The following is an 18,405-nucleotide window of genomic DNA, read 5'->3' on the forward strand; positions in this document are numbered from 1 at the left end:
CCCTCCCTCGCCCCCCCCGCCGATAACAGGCTGCGCCCCCATGCACCCAGCCCCAAGCCTGGACCAACCACCCAGACCGAGGCAGCTTTCCCAAGCGCCAGCAGTTGATTGGCTGACGCCACCGGGGCTGCCATCACCTCTGGAATTCGCGCCTGAGCAGCTGCCACGTGCTCCGCCCGGGTCGCCAGGGAAACCAGCCCGGCACCGCTACGCTGCGCACTTTGCGCAGCAAGCAAGGCGGCACCGGCAAAATTGCGATCACCTCCCACAACCAGCACATGCCCCAACTGGCCTTTATGCACAGTCGGCAGGCGTACAGGCAACAGTGGCAGGTTACCCGCCGCCAGACGCTCAGCCGTGGCGGCCTGTGCCGCGACAATAGCGGGGTCGGGCTGCAAGGCATCGAACTGCAACTGTCCCACGTAGTCGGGTGCCGGCCCGGTGAACAAGCCGAGCTTCAGGCCAATCAGGCTCAGGGTAATATCGGCCCGCACGGCGCAACCAAGGACCTGTCCAGTATCGGCACTCAAGCCCGAAGGAATATCCACTGCCAGCACCGGCAGACCACTGTCATTGATCTGGGCGATGGCCGCGCTGTACGGCGACCGCACTGCCCCCTTGAGACCGGTACCGAGCATTGCATCAACCAGCACGCCCCGCAGCGACGCCTGGTCGGACCAAGGCTCAATCGACACGCCTGCCGCCTGCGCCTGCCTGAACGCCAGTGCTGCATCGCCAGCCAGCTTTGCCGGATCGCCAACGGCAAGCACCTTGACCTGCCAGCCTGCGCGCAATGCCAACTCAGCAATCAAATAACCATCACCGGCATTGTTGCCGCAGCCGGCCAAGACACTTAGCTCACCGACAGCATCCCAGCGCCGGCGCAAGGCGCGCCAGATTGCATGCGCGGCCCGCCCCATAAGCTCGAAGCCTGGAGTTCCCGCGGCAATCAAGCTGGCGTCAAGCTGCCGCACCTGGGCAGCGCTATAGAGGGCTAAAGGAAAATAGCCTGTAGAATCCGGCATGCGCGTCCTCCGTTGTCTGGCACAATTATACGCACCTCACCTCATGGTTTGCCGCTGAACATGTCTATCGAACCCCTTGACCTCAACCAACTCGCACAGTCGATAAAGGACTGGGGCCGAGAGCTGGGCTTCCAGCAGGTTGGAATCAGCGGGCTCGACCTGGGCGAACACGAAACCCACCTGCAACGCTGGCTGGATGCCGGATACCACGGCGAGATGGATTACATGGCCGCGCACGGCAGCAAGCGCTCGCACCCCGAACAGTTGGTTCCCGGTACGCTGCGGGTGATTTCGCTGCGCATGGACTACCTGCCCGGCGACACACAAATGGCCAAGCGCCTGGCCCAGCCGGAAAAAGCCTATGTCTCCCGCTATGCACTGGGGCGCGACTATCAAAAGCTGATTCGCAAGCGCCTGCAGCATCTGGCAGAACGCATCCAGAAAAAAATCGGACCCTTTGGCTTTCGCGCCTTTGTCGACAGCGCGCCAGTGCTCGAAAAGGCAATCGCCGAAAAATCAGGCCTGGGCTGGATTGGCAAAAACACCCTGGTGCTCAACCGCAAGGCTGGCAGCTATTTCTTTTTGGGCGAACTCTTTGTCGATATCGAACTGCCAGTGGATCCCCCGCACGGCAGCGAGCACTGCGGACGCTGCACCGCTTGCATGGATATCTGCCCGACCCAGGCCTTTGTCGGCCCCTATGAGTTGGACGCAAGGCGCTGCATTTCCTATCTGACGATTGAACTCAAGGGCGCAATCCCCGAAGAGCTGCGCGCGCCCATCGGCAACCGCGTATTCGGTTGTGATGACTGCCAGATGGTCTGCCCCTGGAACCGTTTTGCCAGCCCCACAGAGCAAACAGATTTCAAGCCGCGCCACCAACTCGACAATGCCGAGCTTGCCGAGTTGTTTGGCTGGAGCGAGGAACAATTCCTGAGCCGCACCGAAGGGTCGCCACTGCGCAGGGCCGGTTACGAACGCTGGCTACGCAACCTGGCCGTGGGCCTGGGCAACGCCCCCTCGAGCATCCCGGTGATCGAGGCGCTCAAGGCACGCCGCGAACATTCCTCGGCATTGGTACGCGAGCATGTCGAATGGGCGCTCAAGCGCCACAATCAAGCCTGATCAGACCTTGAGGAAGTGCTCGCGGTAGTACTGCAGCTCAGCGATGGACTCGCGAATATCATCCAGCGCCTGATGGGTGCCTTTCTTGACAAAGCCTTCCTTGATTTGCGGCGCCCAACGGTCCGCCAGGATCTTCAGGGTCGAGACATCCAGGTAACGGTAGTGGAAGTACGCCTCCAGCGCAGGCATGTAGCGATACAGGAAACGACGATCCTGGCCAATGCTGTTGCCGCAAATCGGCGACTTGCCTTTCGGTACCCATTGCTCAAGGAAGGCGATGGTTTGTGCTTCGGCCTCAGCCTGGCTGATCTTGCTCTCGCGCACCCGCTGAGTCAGCCCGCTGTCACCATGGGTGCGGGTGTTCCATTCATCCATGCCTGCCAACGCTTCATCGCTCTGGTGCACAGCGATGACCGGCCCTTCGGCCAGGATCTTCAGGTCGCTGTCGGTGACAATTGTGGCCATCTCGATGATGACATCACGCTCAGGATCAAGCCCGGTCATTTCCAGGTCGATCCAAATCAAGTTGTTTGCGTTTTGCATGTATCGCTCCTCTGCGGGTCTGTTGACGCTGCCGGCCCTATGGCTAAGGATGCTCGCGACGAAACATCAATAAACCCTGGCGCCGCAAGTTTAACCAATAAATCAGCCGGGGATACGCCAAAGCAGCAGGCTCGAGTCGCGCCAGTCATGTAAATCCAGCTCTCGGTCCGCCGGCACGCCAGGCACGGCGAAGGTATTGCTCACAAACAATGCACCGGGCTGCATCTCGGCACATACCTTTTGCCAGAGCTGCGGCATGGGCGCTGGTGATAAGAAACAGTACACCACATTGAACTCAGTCAAATCTGTGCGCCAAAGGCTCTGGTAGCGAATGCTGCAATTGCGCTGAAACAATGACCGAAGCCAGGCCAGCAAATAGGATAATGGCGCGGTTTCGACGCCCACAAAGCGCCCTTCAGGAAACTGCCGGGCGAGCGCCAGCAATGGCCCTGCGGGACCGCATCCCAAATCGACAAAACGCAGCGGCGCAGGTTGCCGGGCGAGGATATCGGCCAGCAACTGCGTGCCCTGCGCACCCGTGAGGTACAGCGGCACCCGTTCACTGAAACTGTTCCAGTTGAGCAACAGCAAAATAAAAAACACCAGCAGGAACAGCCAGGACGGCAACGGCGCGCCGCCAAAGGCCAACAACGCAGGTACGAACGCCAGGTTCAGCCACCACCACCAACGCGACAAGCCCAGCCAGCGGCCAATGCTTGCCGCCATCAAACCTTGCAGCAGGCCCGCTGTCAGCCAGGCAAAGCGCCAGTGCGCAATGTAATTGGCAAACAGCACAATGACCGTCAGCAATGCGGTCGCCGTCAACTGTGCAAGCAGCGCCACCAATGCCGGATAACGCTGAGCCAATCCGCGCAGCCCCTCAACCCACCCCATCAAAACGCCCCCTCAATAGTGCAGCATCAGGATTTCATTGCCTGCCTGTCCAGGCCGATGCGCTTCGCAGTTTAGTCGCAGCCGCAGTCTTTGGCGCCGCGCGTGGTAGAATCGCAAGCAAAATAAACGGCTGTAACTCTGCCACCCTTAAGTACCAAACCTTCGGAAACTCCATGGCCAAACGCCAACTCAATCGCCGGCAAAACTGGCGCATCGAAAAAATCCAGGGCGAGCGTGCTGCCCGCGCCGCCAAGCGCGAATCACAAGCACTGCAAACGCTGGAAGGCGGCGACCTTGGCCCAGAGCAAACCGGGCTGGTGATCGCCCACTTTGGCGTTCAAGTCGAGGTCGAAGCGCTCGAAGGGGAAATGGCTGGGCAGTTCTTCCGCTGCCACCTGCGCGCCAACCTGCCAACCATGGTCACTGGTGATCGTGTAGTCTGGCGCCCAGGCAATCAGGGGATTGGCGTAATTGTTGCGCAACTGCCGCGCAACACAGAGCTGTGCCGCCCTGACCCCCGTGGCCAACTTAAACCGGTGGCAGCAAACGTTGACCTGATCGTCATTGTCTTTGCGCCGCTGCCGGAACCCCATGCCAACCTGATCGACCGCTACCTGGTCGCCGCCGAGCATGCAGGCATCCGCCCCTTGCTATTGCTCAACAAGGCAGACCTGATCGATGAGCAAAACGCTGTCGCACTCAATGCCATGCTCGCGGTCTATCGCCAGCTAGGTTATCCACTGCTTGAGGTCTCGGCCCATCAGGGCGACGGCATGGAGCAGCTCATGCAGCAGCTTGACGGCCATGTCAGTGTGTTCGTTGGCCAATCAGGGGTTGGCAAGTCGTCGCTGGTCAACAGCTTGCTGCCCGAGGTGGAAACCCGCGTCGGCCCTTTGTCCGAGCTGACCGGAAAAGGCACTCACACCACAACCACGGCGCGCCTGTTCCACTTCCCGGGTGGCGGCGAATTGATCGACTCGCCCGGAATTCGCGAATTTGGCCTGGTCCATGTCAGCCGTGATGACGTTGAAGCCGGGTTTATCGAGTTCCACGAACTGCTCGGCCACTGCCGCTTTCGCGACTGCAAGCATGATCGCGAGCCAGGCTGCGCACTACTCAAGGCCCTTGAAGAAGGCCGTATCCAGCCACAACGCATGGCCAGCTACCGGCATATCCTGGCCAGCCTGCCTGAAGACGAGTATTAAGGAAAAGGGCCGGCAGCGCTGATGCCTATGCCTAGAGCTCGGGCTTATCGACCTTGAGCGTTCCGTCTTCAAAGATATTCAAGCGCTGCTTGATCTCTTCAGATGGCAAGATATCTGGCGCCGCCGGGGCCGGGGCGTCCGGCTTGGCTGAAGCCCCAGGCTCAGCCGCTTCCCCCGAACCCTGGGCGCCATCGATGGCGCGCTGCGCCCGCTTGGTCAATACGACTATGTCGATACGCCGGTTGACCGGATTAAAGGGGTCCTCCCGGTCGAACAACGCCGAAGACGCATAGCCCACCACCCGCGCCACTTTATCGGCGTCATAACCACCCTCGACCAACACCCGACGCGCCGCGTTGGCGCGATTGGCCGACAACTCCCAGTTGCCAAAACCGCCAGTGCCAGCAAAGGGCTTGGCATCGGTATGGCCGCTGATGCTGATTTTTTTCGGCACCGCGTTGATGGTGTCGGTCAGCGCCAGCAGGATATCCTCGAAATAAGGCTGCAGGCGTGCACTACCGATGGCGAACATGGGCCGATTTTCAGCATCCATGATCTGGATACGCAAGCCATCCTGGGTGATTTCAAAGAGAATCTGATCCTTGAAATTACGCAATTGCGGATCTTCGTTGACCTTGTTCTGCAGTTCCTGCAGCAAAAGCTCCAGGCGCTCGCGCTCCATTTGCTCGGCAATGCTTTCGGCCTTTTGCGGATCAACCGAGCTGGAGTCGGCATCTCCCGGCTGCACATCGGTGGCACTTTCCGACTCCTGGGGCTGAATCTCGGGATTCAATGTTCGGTCGGGTGAAGGGGTTGGCGAACCGCCCAGATCAATCACATAAGGGCTGGCGCTTTCAGTAAAGCCGATCGGGTCCTGAAAGTAGCCGGAAATCAATTTTTTCTGTTCAGGCGTGGCCGACGACATCAGCCACATGACCATAAAGAACGCCATCATCGCGATTGCGAAGTCGGCAAAGGCAATTTTCCAGGCACCACCATGCCCGCCGCCAACGACTTTCTTGACGCGTTTTACAATGATTGGCTGATTATTCTCCATGATTCAGCCTTTAGTTCCCGCGCATTGCCTGTTCAAGCTCGATAAAGCTTGGGCGGTGCGCCGGATACAAGACTTTACGTGCGAACTCGACAGCCAGTGACGGTGGCATCCCCGAGGAAGATGCGACCAAACCCGCCTTGATCGCCTCGTAGACATTGACCTCTTCCTTGGCGTCATGCTCAAGGGAACTGGCCAAGGGGCCAAAAAAACCATAGGAGGCCAAGATCCCCATGAAGGTACCTGCCAGTGCGGTACCGACCTTTTCACCAATCTCGGCATTATTGGCTTCGGCCAGAACCGACATGGTAATCACGATCCCCAATACGGCGGCGACGATACCCATTGCCGGCAAGCCATCGGCAATCTTCGCAACAGCATGGCTGGGATGCTCAAGCTCTTCCTTGAGACTGGCGATTTCCATGTCGAACAGGCCTTCAAGCTCATGGGGGGCCATGTTGCCGGACGACATGATGCGCAGGTAGTCACAGATGTACGAAGTCATCCGTTCGTCCTTGAGGATCGCCGGGTACTTGCTGAAGATGGGACTCGCCGCCGGGTCTTCAAGATCGGCCTCAATGGCCATCATGCCTTCACGCCGGCTCTTGTTAAGAATTTCGTAGATCAGCTTCAGCACATCCAGGTAGTAGGCGTGAGTGAAGCGCGAGCTGAACATCTTCAACGATTTCTTGAACACATGCATAAAGGTGCTGCCAGGGTTCGCCTGGAGGAATGCCCCCAAAGCCGCGCCCCCGATAATCAGCACCTCGAAAGGATGCACCAATGCCATGACATGGCCGCCAGACATGATGAAACCACCCAGGACGCTGGCGAACACCACTATGATGCCGATGATTTTTGCCATAATTTAAAAACTTATCTGACCTTGAAGTAAGGGAACGACCGAAAGAGCCAACCTGCCACGAGCAAACACGGTGCCAGGCTCAACCGATAACGCAACCCTTGGCGCGCCTGGTTTTTTCAGCCTGTTACCCGGAATAATTAAAACAGCCCTTCTCTATATCGGAAGATTTGCGCGAGACTATAGTCAGTTAATAATAAAAGCCAGTTTGGCCCACCCGATGCCCAATCAAATTGCTAGACCGCGCACATTGAAAGCATGGCTGGAGCTGTTGGATAAACAGCCACTGCCCGTACAGATCGAAAGCCGACAAAAAGTCCTGGCAGCGCTGACTGACAGTCGCCGCTCCCTGCGCGAGATAGCAGAATTAATTCAAAGCAGCCCCGCCTTGGCAATCAGCGTACTGCGCGAAGCCAATGCCTCGGAAAACAGCCTGGGCGAACCGGCTGAAAGCCTCGAAAACGCACTCAACAGGCTTGGACTGCAGCGCACGCAAACCCTGCTTGAACGCCTACCGGCCCTGAGTAGCGAAGAAATACCGCTCGCATTGCGCCAGATTCAATTGATTAGCCAACATGCATCGCAGCAGGCAAATGGCCTGTTCTCCAGCCGCCTGGCCCGGCTGTGGCAGGAAATTCACTGGGGCAGCCTGTTGTTTCTTGCCCCAGCCTGGGCACTGGTATCGGCCTACCCCGACTTGCTCGATACCTGGGAGCAACGCGTGCTGGTCAAGGCCGAACCCGCGCAAAAGGTCGAAATCGACATGCTCGGCGTGCCCCTACTCCAGCTTTGCCTGGCCCTGGCCGAACGCTGGAAGCTGCCCGAATGGATCTGCTACAGCTACCGGCTGCTGCTCAATGACCGTCGCTTTCTGGCCAAAGCCCTGCTGATTGCTCGTGACAATGAGCACCCGTTGCACCAACAGCAATGCCTGGATGCCGACCCCGACCTGCAGCGCTGGTTTGGCCAGCCTGCCAACTGCATTCTCCTGGCCAACGGCCTGGCACTTTCAGCGCACCACGCCTGGGATGGCCCGCACAGCCTGCGCTGGCAGCAGCTTACCGGTTTGTACCTGCAAGTTCCGGTTGCAGACCTGCAACAGTGGGTCCACCAACAAGCCGCAATCAGTGCGCGCAAACTGGTGACCAACGGCCTTTGGCATCCCGCGCAAGCAATGCTCTGGCCTTGGCATGTCAGCCACCTGCAGCCAGCCAAGCCGCCACCAGCCGGGATCATCGACAAGGACGACTGGCGCCAGCTTTGCCAGCAACTGCTGAGCGAGCCAAGCGCGTTTAACAATGTGTTGCAACTCACTTCCTGCGCCAGCCGCGCCTTGCATGCCTGCGGCATGCAGCGCGTCTTGTTGCTCCTGGCGGATCGCACGCAAAGCAAGCTGGTCGCGCAACACCCCATCGGCCTCAATCAAGCAGCCAACGGTCTGAGTCTTGACCCACAACACAGCCAGGTGATTCGTACCCTGCTGAGCAAACCCGGACAGCTTCGCCTGACGCCTGAAAACATGGCGCAATTCTCTGCCCGCCTGCCCGGTGCGCTCAAGGAGCTGTTTACTGGCGAACATTTGTTGCTCAGGTCACTGGGCGCCAATGGCCGTGTGGTGATGATTGCGATCACTGATTGCGGCGGCGCAGCCTTTGATGAAAGCCGCCTGCAGCTCTTCGCCAAAACCAGCCAATGCATTGAGCGTGCAATCAGCAACTTTGCCAATCGCGGACGCTGAGCGAACAGCAAAATGCCGAGGACACAATCTGACAAGCCCTTGAGATCATGCTCGTACCGCGACAGGCCGTCTCTCGTACAGCAGTTGTTCGAAGCTTATCCAGCCTTTCCGCTACAATGGCGCCCATCAACCCATCAGCAACCTATTTACTGAGGTCCGGCATGTCCGCCTTCGCTGAACTCCCACTGGTTATTGAGCCTGCCGAGCTGGCCAGCCGCCTTGATGCCCCCGAACTGATACTGGTCGATCTCACCAGTGCCGCGCGCTACGCATCCGGGCACATTCCAGGCGCCTACTTTGTCGATCCGAAGCGTACACAACTGGGCCTGCCACCAGCGCCCGGCCTACTGCCCACCCATGAAAACCTGGAGCAGATGTTTACCGAGCTTGGGCATAATCCCAATGCCGTTTATGTGGTGTATGACGACGAGGGCGGTGGCTGGGCCGGACGCTTCATCTGGTTACTCGACATCATTGGACACAAAAACTATCACTACCTTGATGGCGGCTTGCTCGCCTGGCTCGCGGAACACCGCGAAGTCAGCGTCGCCCAGCCAGCCCTGCACAGCGCCAAGGTCGAACTGCAGCTCGATGACAGCCCGGTCGCCAGCCGCGAATACCTGCAAAGCCGGCTCCGCGCCAGCGACCTGGCAATTTGGGATGCGCGCGGCCCGAGTGAATACAGTGGCGAGAAAGTGCTGGCAGCCAAAGGCGGCCATATTCCTGGGGCCATTAACTTTGAGTGGACCGCAGGCATGGACCCGGCCCGCTCGCTGCGCATTCGCCAGGATATGGCCGAGGTGCTGCACAATCTCGGTATCACGCCCGACAAAGAAGTGATTACCCATTGCCAGACGCACCATCGTTCGGGGTTTACCTACCTGGCGGCAAAAGCCCTGGGCTATCCCAATGTCAAAGCCTACGCCGGTTCCTGGGGCGAATGGGGCAACCACCCCGATACCCCGGTAGAATGCTGAGCAATCGCTTGCACACGCATTAGCCAGTGCAGTGCCTGCAACATCGCCGCACTGCACAATCAAGAAAGCCTCTAAGGAATTGCAATGAAACAACGCCTATTCATCATCAGCCAATATTTGCTGCCACATCATTTGTTGTCGCGGCTGATCGGCTACGCTGCTGAGTGCCGCACGGCCTGGTTCAAAAATCGCCTGATCAACTGGTTCATCAAGCGCTACAACGTCGACATGAGCCAGGCGCAGGTCGAAGACCCAACAGCTTTCGAGCATTTCAATGCATTCTTCACCCGTGCCCTCAAAAACGACGCACGCCCACTCGACCTCAGCGATGACGCAGTGCTCTGCCCGGCAGACGGCGCCATCAGCCAACTTGGCAAAATCGAGCACGGCCGGATATTCCAGGCCAAGGGGCACAATTTCAGCGTGGTCGAATTGCTGGGCGGCGATACCCAGCTGGCAAGCCCGTTCATGGGCGGTGAGTTTGCAACGGTTTATCTCTCGCCCAAAGACTATCATCGCGTGCACATGCCGCTGTCCGGCACACTCAAACAGATGATCTATGTGCCAGGTCGCCTGTTCTCGGTCAACCAGGCCACAGCTGAGAACGTGCCTGAGTTATTCGCCCGTAACGAACGCGTGGTTTGCCTGTTCGACACCGAGCGTGGCCCGATGGCCGTGGTGCTGGTTGGTGCAATGATAGTTGCCTCGGTCGAAACCGTCTGGGCTGGCCTGGTCACACCGCCTAAGCGCGAGCTGAAAACCTTTGCCTACGATGAAGCTGCACGCGCGCCAATCCATCTTGAAAAAGGCGCCGAAATGGGCCGCTTCAAACTAGGTTCGACCGCCGTTGTATTGTTTGGCCCCGAGCAGGTTAAATGGAGCGAGGCCCTGACCGCAGGCAGCAGCGTCCAGATGGGTCAACTCATGGGTTCCAAAGCGCTGAAGGCTGACGCATAGACACCGCACGACACCCAATAGTGTAGAGTTGCAAAATCGCTCGATCAGGGATTCCGGGCAGGACTGAGTCATAATGAACTGGAGCAATAGCTTTGTGACTCAGCTACCTACGGCGAGCTTTTTATCCAGTGTCACACAGGGATGATGCTAGAGTTTCTAGTATGACCACTAGAATGTTGGCCCTTTGCCGGCATGGAGTATTCAGGTTTGACTGAGACACAAGCACCTCACCTCTTGCTTCGCGTTTCGACGCCGAAAAACCAGAGCCTGTCGTTCTGTGACTCTACGCCGCGTGACCTCAAACGCTGGATAGCCCACCTGCCCAAAGCCAATATTGGCGAGACAGCTCGCCAGCTTTACCAGGCTCTGGTCGAGATCAACCAACTACTGACCCCTTCCGACAATCGCTTGCAGCTTTTGGAGTTGTTGCGCCCGGAAGTGCACTATGTCTGTCAGCATCTGGAAAAGCACTTCCTCAATCAGGCCATCGTCCTTGACGAGCGCCCGCGCAAGGTTGCCAACCTTTGCCAGGCCCTGCAGAACCATCTGGCAAACGGCTACAAGCTGGTTATCTCGCGTAACGTCATCAAAACCACCAAAGAGTCGAAGCAACTGCTGACAATCGCCCTGCAACGTGCGATCCACAGTCTTTGCGGTCCACTGGTGCGAGCCAGCCAGTTGTATTGCCCCGTTCCAGAAGGGTTGTGGTTTGAGTTGCATCAGCTGTATTTGATAGCCAAGCAGCGCGGCTTGAAAAACATCGTGGTGCGTGATCCTTTGGCCCGCCGCAGCCAAGGCTTGAGCGTCGAGCAAAACTATATCTTCGCGGCATTGATCGGCTGCTCGCGCTGTAACCAGATGCGCCAGAGTTCGATTGCCCGTGTCGCCGAAGCGCTTGAGCAATGGAGCACGCTGGTCAATATCGAGGACGGTAACGACCCCGAAAGCTTTTTCGCAATTGCCACCCAGCTCGATGGCCCGCCACGCTACACCTCGTTGTTTCAGAGCAAAGACCTGCAGATTGCGATCGGTATCGACACCCATCCGCTTGTCGATGCACTCAAGGAACACCTGCTCCTTGCACCCGAGGCGGCAGGCAAGTCACGCCTGGTGGTGCCGGAAGGCTTGAGCATCGACCTTTTGCAGCACCTGAGCGCCGCCTGGGGCGATATTTCCGAGCGCACTTTCCAGCGCAGCACAGGCCAGGGCTCGCTAAACCTGTGCATTGGCATGAGTGCACTGCACTATTTCATCGCCAACAAGCCCACATTTGCCGACATCCTCAAGCTACCCGTTGAGGTCAGCAAAGTTGAGTTCAAAGAATCAACGGGCAGGCCGGACATCTGGTCAAACGCCTTCGACGCCCAGAAAAATCCATCCTGGGATCATGGCCTGCCTTTAGAAGAGATCGAATACGAAAAACCGCAAGCGCCAGCCCATGCCAGCGCGCCAAATGAGCCTGCCCGGCAAGACGCCGACAGCTCGCAAGTTTTCCCGACGTTCGAGCTGCCCATTATCAATCTCAGCCCCGGCGGTTATTGCCTGACCTGGCCAAAGGACGTCCCCAGCCAGTTGCAAGCAGGGGAACTGCTCGGCATCCAGGACACCCCGGGCCAGGCCTGGAGCGTGGCGGTGGTTCGCTGGATACGCCAGGCGCGCGGTGGCGGCACCCAGATGGGGATTGAACTGATGGCCCCTCACGCACAGCCTTGTGGCTTGCAGCTGACCCGTAAAAGCGAGCAAAACAGCAGCTATCTACGCGGATTATTGCTACCGGAAATCAGTGCGATATCGCGCCCGGCATCGGTCCTGGTGCCACGTCTTCCGTTCCAGGAAGGCAATAAAGTGATGGTCAATATAGCGGGCGTGGAACACCGCGCCGTGCTGGGTCAGAAGCACGCCTCGACCGGCAGGTTCAAACAGTTTGAATAACGCCTCAGCAGCCTTGCAACTGAAGACCCCGGGAAGCCCGTCACACCCGCGGGAAGCCAACGCGCCGGTTCGGAGGAAGACTTTGACTCACTCTGGAAGTCGCTGTAGATTCCGTGCATCTTCACTCATTCAGTGAGCCGCCAGCGTAACTAATCCAGTGTGGCAGCTTTGTTTTGCATCCCCTGGCCCAACGCACCCCCAGTGCGCACAGCACAAGAGCCAAAGCGGCAGGCAGCAACAACCCCACTGACGATTAACCCTTGGCCGAGAGCTCGAATACCTTGGCGCAGATCGAACTAAACAATGGCCATCGAAAAAAAGACAATCCGCCTACTGATACTCGAAGACTCGCAAAATGAGGCCGAACGCCTGGTCAGCCTGTTTCGCAACTCCGGCAGCGCCACACGCGTCCACCGCCTGACCTCCAGCGATGATCTCAATGAAGTGCTGCAACAAACCTGGGACCTGTTGATTTGCGCCCCCAGCAGCGAACAGCTGTCGCCAACCGAGGCCATCAGTACCATTCGGCGACTTGCCAAGGATGTCCCGGCCATACAGTTACTCGCCGATAATGATTCGGACAGCATCACCGAGGCCCTGGCCATGGGCGCGCAGGATGCCTTGCCGCAAAGTGATGACGAACGCCTGATCCTGGTTGCCAAACGGGAGCTGCACAACCTTGAAGAGCGCCGGGCCCGCAGACGCGCGGAAGTTGCCCTGCGTGAAGCCGAAAAGCGCTGCCAACTGCTACTCGAAAGCTCCGTCGACGCCATTACCTACGTCCACGACGGCATGCATATCTACGCCAACCGCGCTTACCTGGAGCTCTTCGACTACGAAGATGCCGATGAACTTGAAGGCATGCCCATGATCGACTTGATCGACAGCGGCGACCAGGGTGAATTCAAGAATTTCCTGAAGAACTACGCAGATAGCGAAAGCACGACCGAACTCAGGTTCTCAGGGGTAAAAGCCGGCGGCAAGCGGTTCAAGGCGCGCATGAGCTTTCTGCCTGCCACCTATGATGGCGAACCTTGCACCCAGGTGGTCATTCGCTCGGATGCCGACAACAGCGAACTGGAAGAAAAGCTGCGTGAAATCAGCAGCCAGGACCTGGTCACCGGCCTGTTTAACCGCACCCACTTCCTGGAACTGATTGATGCCGCCGCTGATCGTGCGGTGAATGCAGGGCAACCCTCCAGCCTGGCCTATATCCGGCTGGATCAGTACGCGACACTGCTGGCCGATATCGGCATTGCTGGTATCGATATGCTGCTGGCCGACCTTGCCAGCCTGCTACGCACCCATTTTGCCGGTGAAGCGCAACTGGCGCGCTTTGGCGACGATGTATTTGCAGCCTTGCAACTGGGCTTAACCCCCGAACAAGCAGAGCCCGGCCTCAAGGTTCTGTTGAAAAAAGTTGAAGGCCACCTGTTCGACGTTAACGGCCGTACCGCACAGACCACCTTGTCCATTGGTGTTGCCGGACTCAATGAGACCACGCCCAAAGCGCAAATCGTTGTTGATCGTGCCCACCGCTGCGCCGATGAACAAGAACAGGGCAACAACCTCAAGCTGTTCAACCCAGCCGATGTCATAGCCGCGGCAGCCAATCGTGGCGATGTGGTGGCCATGATTAAAAAGGCCCCGGACAACAACGGCCTGCGCTTATTGTTCCAACCCATTATCAGCCTGCGCGGAGATAACCAGGAGCACTATGAAGTGCTACTGCGCATGCTCAACTCCAAAGGTGAGGAAATCCAGCCGACCGACTTCCTCGCCGATGCGGTTTCGGCTGGACTGGGCGAGAAGCTTGATCGCTGGGTAATTCTCAATGCGATCAAGCAACTCACTGAGCATCGTAGCAACGGCCACAACACGCGCTTGTTTGTGCATTTATCGAGCGCCAGCCTGCAAGACCAGACACTGCTGCCATGGCTTAGCGTTGCCCTCAAGGCCGCGCGCCTGCCTTCGGACGCACTGGCCTTCCAGCTTAGCGAAACCGATGCAGTGACCTACCTCAAGCAGGCCAAAGCCCTGACCCAGGGCCTTAACGAACTGCACTGTAAAGTGGCGCTCAGTCAATTTGGCTGCGCGCTCAATCCATTCAATTCGCTCAAGCACCTGCATATCGACTTCGTCAAGATCGACGGTTCGTTCAGCCAGGATCTCAATCGCCCTGAGAACCAGGAGGCATTGAAAACCCTGCTGGACAGCTTGCACTCACAAGCCAGGCTGACCATCGTCCCCTTTGTGGAGTCGGCCACCATGCCCTCGACCCTCTGGCAAGCCGGCGTCAATTACATTCAAGGCTACTATCTACAAGGGCCGACCCAGTCAATGAACTACGACTTCGCATCAGACGACGAGTAGCTGATATAACGCCCTGGGCCTCCGCGCTCCAGGGCTAGAGTGGCCATTGCGCAAGTGCTCGATAACGGCCCTTGTGCGACTCATACAAAACAAAGTGATCGGTCTTGAGCCAGAATTCTGGAGGCGTAACAGCCTCTGGTACCGCCATTCTGTAATCCCGGGACAGGGTCAGGTGTGCACGAAACTCACGCTTGTCCAGCACCAGGCCAAAAGGCAACAGCGCCTGCTCCAGCGCGTAGACCAAGCGTCCCAGTGCTGGCGGAGGGTCTTGTGGCGCCAACAATAAAATATTGGATTGGCGCCAGACATCCAGGGTGTCCAGGCAAAGACTCATGGATTTATTGCTCACCGGCATATGATCGATTGCAGCGCAGATTGCGCCAATCATGCTGACCGGAACCGAGCCAAGAAACGCCAGGGTCAGATGGAAATTCTCAGCGACAACCGGTCGACCAGAACGCAACTGCAAATGCCGGCGCCACTGTGAAATGGCGCTACGCTGCACGGCCGAGCATGGCAAGGCGAAGAACAGGCGCTTGCTGGGTTCAGCATTCAACAAGGGCATCGCGCCTCCAATCCCGTAACCGCGCCAGCACCTTTTAGTCCAGGCCGTCGCGGTCACGGAAACCGAGCAGGTACAAGATCCCGTCGAGTCCCAAGGTCGAGATCGCCTGCTTGGCTGACTGCTTCACCAGCGGCTTGGCACGAAACGCTACGCCAAGCCGGGCAATCGCCAGCATTGGCAGGTCATTGGCACCATCACCCACGGCAATGGTCTGTTCCAGACGCAAGCCTTCCTTGTCGGCAAGCAAACGCAACAGATCAGCTTTGCGCTGGGCATCGACAATGGGCTCGACCGCAACGCCGGTGACCAGGCCGTCGACAATTTCCAGCTCATTGGCGTAGACGTAGTCGATGCCCAGCTTGGCCTGCAATTGCTTGGCAAAATAGCTGAAGCCACCAGACAGGATCGCCGTTTTGTAACCCAGGCGACGCAGTTCGCTGAACAGGGTTTCGGCGCCTTCGGTCAGGCGCAATGAAGCACCAATTTCGCTTAACACCGACTCCGGCAAGCCTTTAAGCAAGGCCAGGCGCTCCTTGAAACTGGCAGCAAAATCCAGCTCGCCACGCATGGCCCGCTCGGTGATTTCAGAAACCTGGTCACCAACACCCGCCGCCTTTGCCAGCTCATCGATGACCTCGGCCTCGATCAGTGTCGAGTCCATGTCGAACACGGCCAGGCGACGGTTACGGCGAAACAGCGAGTCGCTCTGGAAGGCGATGTCGACATTCAGCTCCTGCGCCACACTGAGGAACTCCGCGCGCAATGCCGCCGGGTCAGCAGGCTCGCCTCGTACGGAAAACTCGATGCAACCCTTGCCTTGCTCAGCAGGCATGTCCAGCGGCATACGCCCGGAAAGGGGGTCGATATGATCGATATTCAAGCCGTACTTGGCTGTGATTGCACTGACTCGCTGCAGCTGTTCGGCCGTGACCTTTCGTTTAAGCAAGGTCACTATGTGGCGAGCCTTGCCCTGGCCGTCGACCCAGAGCTGGTAGTCGGCTTCGGAAACTGGGGTGAAGCGCACCTGCTGGTCCAACTCATAGGCACTGAACAATACATCCTTGAGCACTGAAGAGCCGCGCTCGGTATCAGGAATCTCGACCAGAATGCCAAACGACAGGGTGTCGTGAATGACCGCCTGGCCAATATCAAGAATATTGACGCCACCCTGGGCCAATACCCCTGTGATGGCGGCTGTAAGACCGGGACGATCTTCACCGGTAATGTTGATCAGGACGATTTCGCGCAAGGCGCACCCTCCGAGGCTCAGGAAGTTATAAACAGTCGAAAATGACCGTTAAGGCAATTAGTGACGTGCCAAATAGGACGCCAAAAGATAATAGCTAGACGGAAAAAGCATTTTTCCAGCCTATTTCGACACCTACCCAGCCTGGAAAATAGTTTTTCAACAGGAGGTTATACCCAGCAGGGCCGGTGAAGCGCTCACATTCTACCCACTTTCCCAGCAATTCGGACATGCGCAGTGCTTTGCCGTACGCGGGCCGCTCGCTATACTGCGCGGCATCTTCAGTCGACAAGAACCGAGCGCTGTGAACCGGCCCCCCCCCGTGAAATCCGATAACTTCTTTATCTTGCTTTTCCAGGCACTGCGCCAACGTCGCGTGCCGCTGGTATTGCGCATCGCTAGCCACAGCTTATTGCTCGTCGCCATGGCGTTGGTGATCTATGCCTGGGTGATCGGCATGCAATTCAAGCAGGCCATGCAGCAACAGGCTGAAGCCCTGGGAACCAGCCTGATTACGCAGACCGCATCCTCGGCCACTGAACTGCTGGTCTCCAACGATATTCTCAGCCTCAACGTGCTGCTCAATAACCTGGTGAAAAACCCGCTGGTCGCCCATGCAGCCATCTACAGCGTCGACAACCGAATTCTGGCCGAGGCCGGGTCACGCCCAAGCCAAGGCATGCTGGGCGAGACAGAAGGCCTGTACTCGACCCCCATTACCTTCCAAGAAGTGATCGCTGGACAACTGCGCATCAGCCTGGACATGCGCCAGTTTGAACAACCAATGACCATCAGCCTGCAAAGCATGGGTATTCTCAGCCTTATTTTGCTGGCGCTGGCCCTGACCCTGAGCCTGCGCCTGGGCCGCTATATTTCGACGCCGCTGTTGCAACTGCGCGTGTGGCTACGTGAACCTGATGACCCAGCCCCCGGCGCCGGCCGCCAGGATGAAATTGGCGATCTCGCTCGCCAGTTGCAAGCCCGGCTGGTTCCAGAAAAACCTGAGCCGGAACACGAGTTGGAACCCGAAGACCTGTACGAGGATACGGACTACGACGATGAGCATGACGCCGATGACCAGGCCTATGATGACGACGCCGATGAACCAGGTTTTTCGATGCCCAACCTCAGCGCCAGGGACGATGACCTGCACGACTTTGACGAGCCTGCACCACGCCCAGTAGCGAACCCGTCGCCACATGCGGCGCAGCAGGCCAAGCCAGACCCCTTTGCAGACTTGCACGATATCGACGAGCCAGAAGACAACCCGCTCCCAGAATCTGCGCCCTTTGCCGCTAAAGCCGCCAAGGCATCCCAGCCAAGCGCCGTGCTGGCAATTCAGCTAGGGGCACAGGAACAGCTGCGTCGCCTGCCACGCGCGCGCCTGATGGATTTATTGAAGCGTTATCGCGACTGCCTGGAGCGTGCGGCAAACCTCTACCAGGCCGAGTTGCACACACTCAAGGACGGCAGCAGCCTGATGCTGTTCCACCACCAGGATAGCGGCGAAGAGTTCCTGATCCACGCCATTTGCTGCGGCGAACTGATGCGCGCCCTCGGCCACGCCTTGCAAATCGAGGTCGCCGACAGCGGCATCACCTTGCAGTTGCAGCTGGGCATGACCCTGGGCGAAGACCTGATGGACCTTAGCCAGGGTGAGTTGCTCCTCAACGAAACCTCCCAGGATGCGCTGGCATTATCACAACACAGCCGTAATTTACTGCTGGTTGAACGTGGCGTCGCCGACGACGAACTGGTTCGCCAACGCGCCCGCACGCGCGCGATTGCCAGTCCAGAGGGTGCCTATTGCGTCGAAAGGCTGCTTGACCCGTACCCAGCCCTGCTGGAGCGTCAGCTAGGCAAGCTGCGCGACCACTAAGGCTGCTTCTTCGCAGCGTTTAATGCGCTG

The 18,405-nt window shown here is 58.2% G+C and carries 14 protein-coding genes and 1 pseudogene; 8 read left to right on the forward strand and 7 right to left on the reverse strand.

Annotation, left to right across the window (positions count from 1 at the left end):
* The coding region (locus PSES9_RS0115325; RefSeq protein WP_010488392.1) for an NAD(P)H-hydrate epimerase at nucleotides 1–1,025 on the reverse strand (1,025 nt) is incomplete at its 3' end.
* 60 nt (nucleotides 1,026–1,085) lie between these two features.
* Between PSES9_RS0115325 and queG the strand changes: the two genes are divergently transcribed.
* Nucleotides 1,086–2,150, forward strand: a complete 1,065-nt coding sequence (gene queG / locus PSES9_RS0115330) for a tRNA epoxyqueuosine(34) reductase QueG (RefSeq protein ID WP_010488394.1) — start codon at nucleotides 1,086–1,088, stop codon at nucleotides 2,148–2,150.
* Here the strand turns inward: queG and orn are convergent, their stop codons facing one another.
* Together orn and PSES9_RS0115340 are read right to left on the reverse strand one after the other, a co-directional pair.
* Nucleotides 2,151–2,693, reverse strand: coding sequence for an oligoribonuclease (gene orn / locus PSES9_RS0115335; protein WP_010488396.1), 543 nt, complete (start codon nucleotides 2,691–2,693; stop codon nucleotides 2,151–2,153). It lies immediately after the preceding gene.
* A gap of 102 nt (nucleotides 2,694–2,795) precedes the next feature.
* Nucleotides 2,796–3,587: a class I SAM-dependent methyltransferase gene (locus tag PSES9_RS0115340; RefSeq protein ID WP_010488398.1), complete on the reverse strand. Its 792-nt coding sequence runs from the start codon at nucleotides 3,585–3,587 to the stop codon at nucleotides 2,796–2,798.
* A 173-nt stretch (nucleotides 3,588–3,760) separates the two neighbouring features.
* On the opposite strand from PSES9_RS0115340, the gene rsgA reads away from it, so the two are divergent.
* Nucleotides 3,761–4,792, forward strand: a complete 1,032-nt coding sequence (gene rsgA, locus PSES9_RS0115345; RefSeq protein ID WP_010488400.1) for a small ribosomal subunit biogenesis GTPase RsgA — start codon at nucleotides 3,761–3,763, stop codon at nucleotides 4,790–4,792.
* A gap of 31 nt (nucleotides 4,793–4,823) precedes the next feature.
* On the opposite strand, the gene motB is transcribed toward rsgA, so the two are convergent.
* Both motB and motA read right to left on the reverse strand, forming a co-directional pair.
* On the reverse strand, nucleotides 4,824–5,849 hold the full coding sequence (gene motB, locus PSES9_RS0115350; RefSeq protein WP_010488402.1) for a flagellar motor protein MotB: 1,026 nt from the start codon (nucleotides 5,847–5,849) through the stop codon (nucleotides 4,824–4,826).
* 10 nt (nucleotides 5,850–5,859) lie between these two features.
* Nucleotides 5,860–6,711 carry a flagellar motor stator protein MotA gene (gene motA / locus PSES9_RS0115355; protein WP_010488404.1) on the reverse strand — a complete coding sequence of 284 codons (852 nt, stop codon included), beginning with the start codon at nucleotides 6,709–6,711 and terminating at the stop codon, nucleotides 5,860–5,862.
* A gap of 217 nt (nucleotides 6,712–6,928) precedes the next feature.
* On the opposite strand from motA, the gene PSES9_RS0115360 reads away from it, so the two are divergent.
* The 5 genes and pseudogenes from PSES9_RS0115360 (at nucleotide 6,929) to PSES9_RS0115380 (ending at nucleotide 14,685) form a co-directional block, all read left to right on the forward strand.
* On the forward strand, nucleotides 6,929–8,446 hold the full coding sequence (locus tag PSES9_RS0115360; protein WP_029529586.1) for an HDOD domain-containing protein: 1,518 nt from the start codon (nucleotides 6,929–6,931) through the stop codon (nucleotides 8,444–8,446).
* Between the two features lie 161 nt (nucleotides 8,447–8,607).
* Complete coding sequence (locus tag PSES9_RS0115365) at nucleotides 8,608–9,423, forward strand: rhodanese-like domain-containing protein (RefSeq protein ID WP_010488408.1); 816 nt, start codon at nucleotides 8,608–8,610, stop codon at nucleotides 9,421–9,423.
* A gap of 78 nt (nucleotides 9,424–9,501) precedes the next feature.
* Nucleotides 9,502–10,380 (forward strand): archaetidylserine decarboxylase, encoded by an 879-nt coding sequence (asd, locus tag PSES9_RS0115370; RefSeq protein WP_177313050.1) that lies wholly within the window; start codon nucleotides 9,502–9,504, stop codon nucleotides 10,378–10,380.
* A gap of 192 nt (nucleotides 10,381–10,572) precedes the next feature.
* A pseudogene (locus PSES9_RS23740) lies at nucleotides 10,573–12,420 on the forward strand (molecular chaperone).
* A 195-nt stretch (nucleotides 12,421–12,615) separates the two neighbouring features.
* Nucleotides 12,616–14,685 carry an EAL domain-containing response regulator gene (locus PSES9_RS0115380; RefSeq protein ID WP_010488413.1) on the forward strand — a complete coding sequence of 690 codons (2,070 nt, stop codon included), beginning with the start codon at nucleotides 12,616–12,618 and terminating at the stop codon, nucleotides 14,683–14,685.
* Between the two features lie 34 nt (nucleotides 14,686–14,719).
* On the opposite strand, the gene thpR is transcribed toward PSES9_RS0115380, so the two are convergent.
* Both thpR and serB read right to left on the reverse strand, forming a co-directional pair.
* Nucleotides 14,720–15,250, reverse strand: a complete 531-nt coding sequence (gene thpR, locus PSES9_RS0115385; protein WP_010488415.1) for an RNA 2',3'-cyclic phosphodiesterase — start codon at nucleotides 15,248–15,250, stop codon at nucleotides 14,720–14,722.
* Nucleotides 15,251–15,284: 34 nt separating this feature from the next.
* Complete coding sequence (gene serB, locus PSES9_RS0115390; protein WP_010488417.1) at nucleotides 15,285–16,499, reverse strand: phosphoserine phosphatase SerB; 1,215 nt, start codon at nucleotides 16,497–16,499, stop codon at nucleotides 15,285–15,287.
* Nucleotides 16,500–16,800: 301 nt separating this feature from the next.
* Between serB and PSES9_RS0115395 the strand changes: the two genes are divergently transcribed.
* Entirely contained in the window at nucleotides 16,801–18,375 is a 1,575-nt protein-coding gene (locus PSES9_RS0115395) for an AhpA/YtjB family protein (protein WP_010488419.1), read from the forward strand.
* Nucleotides 18,376–18,405 lie beyond the last annotated feature (30 nt).

It is taken from the genome of Pseudomonas sp. S9, assembly GCF_000222125.1.
GTDB lineage: Bacteria > Pseudomonadota > Gammaproteobacteria > Pseudomonadales > Pseudomonadaceae > Aquipseudomonas > Aquipseudomonas segetis.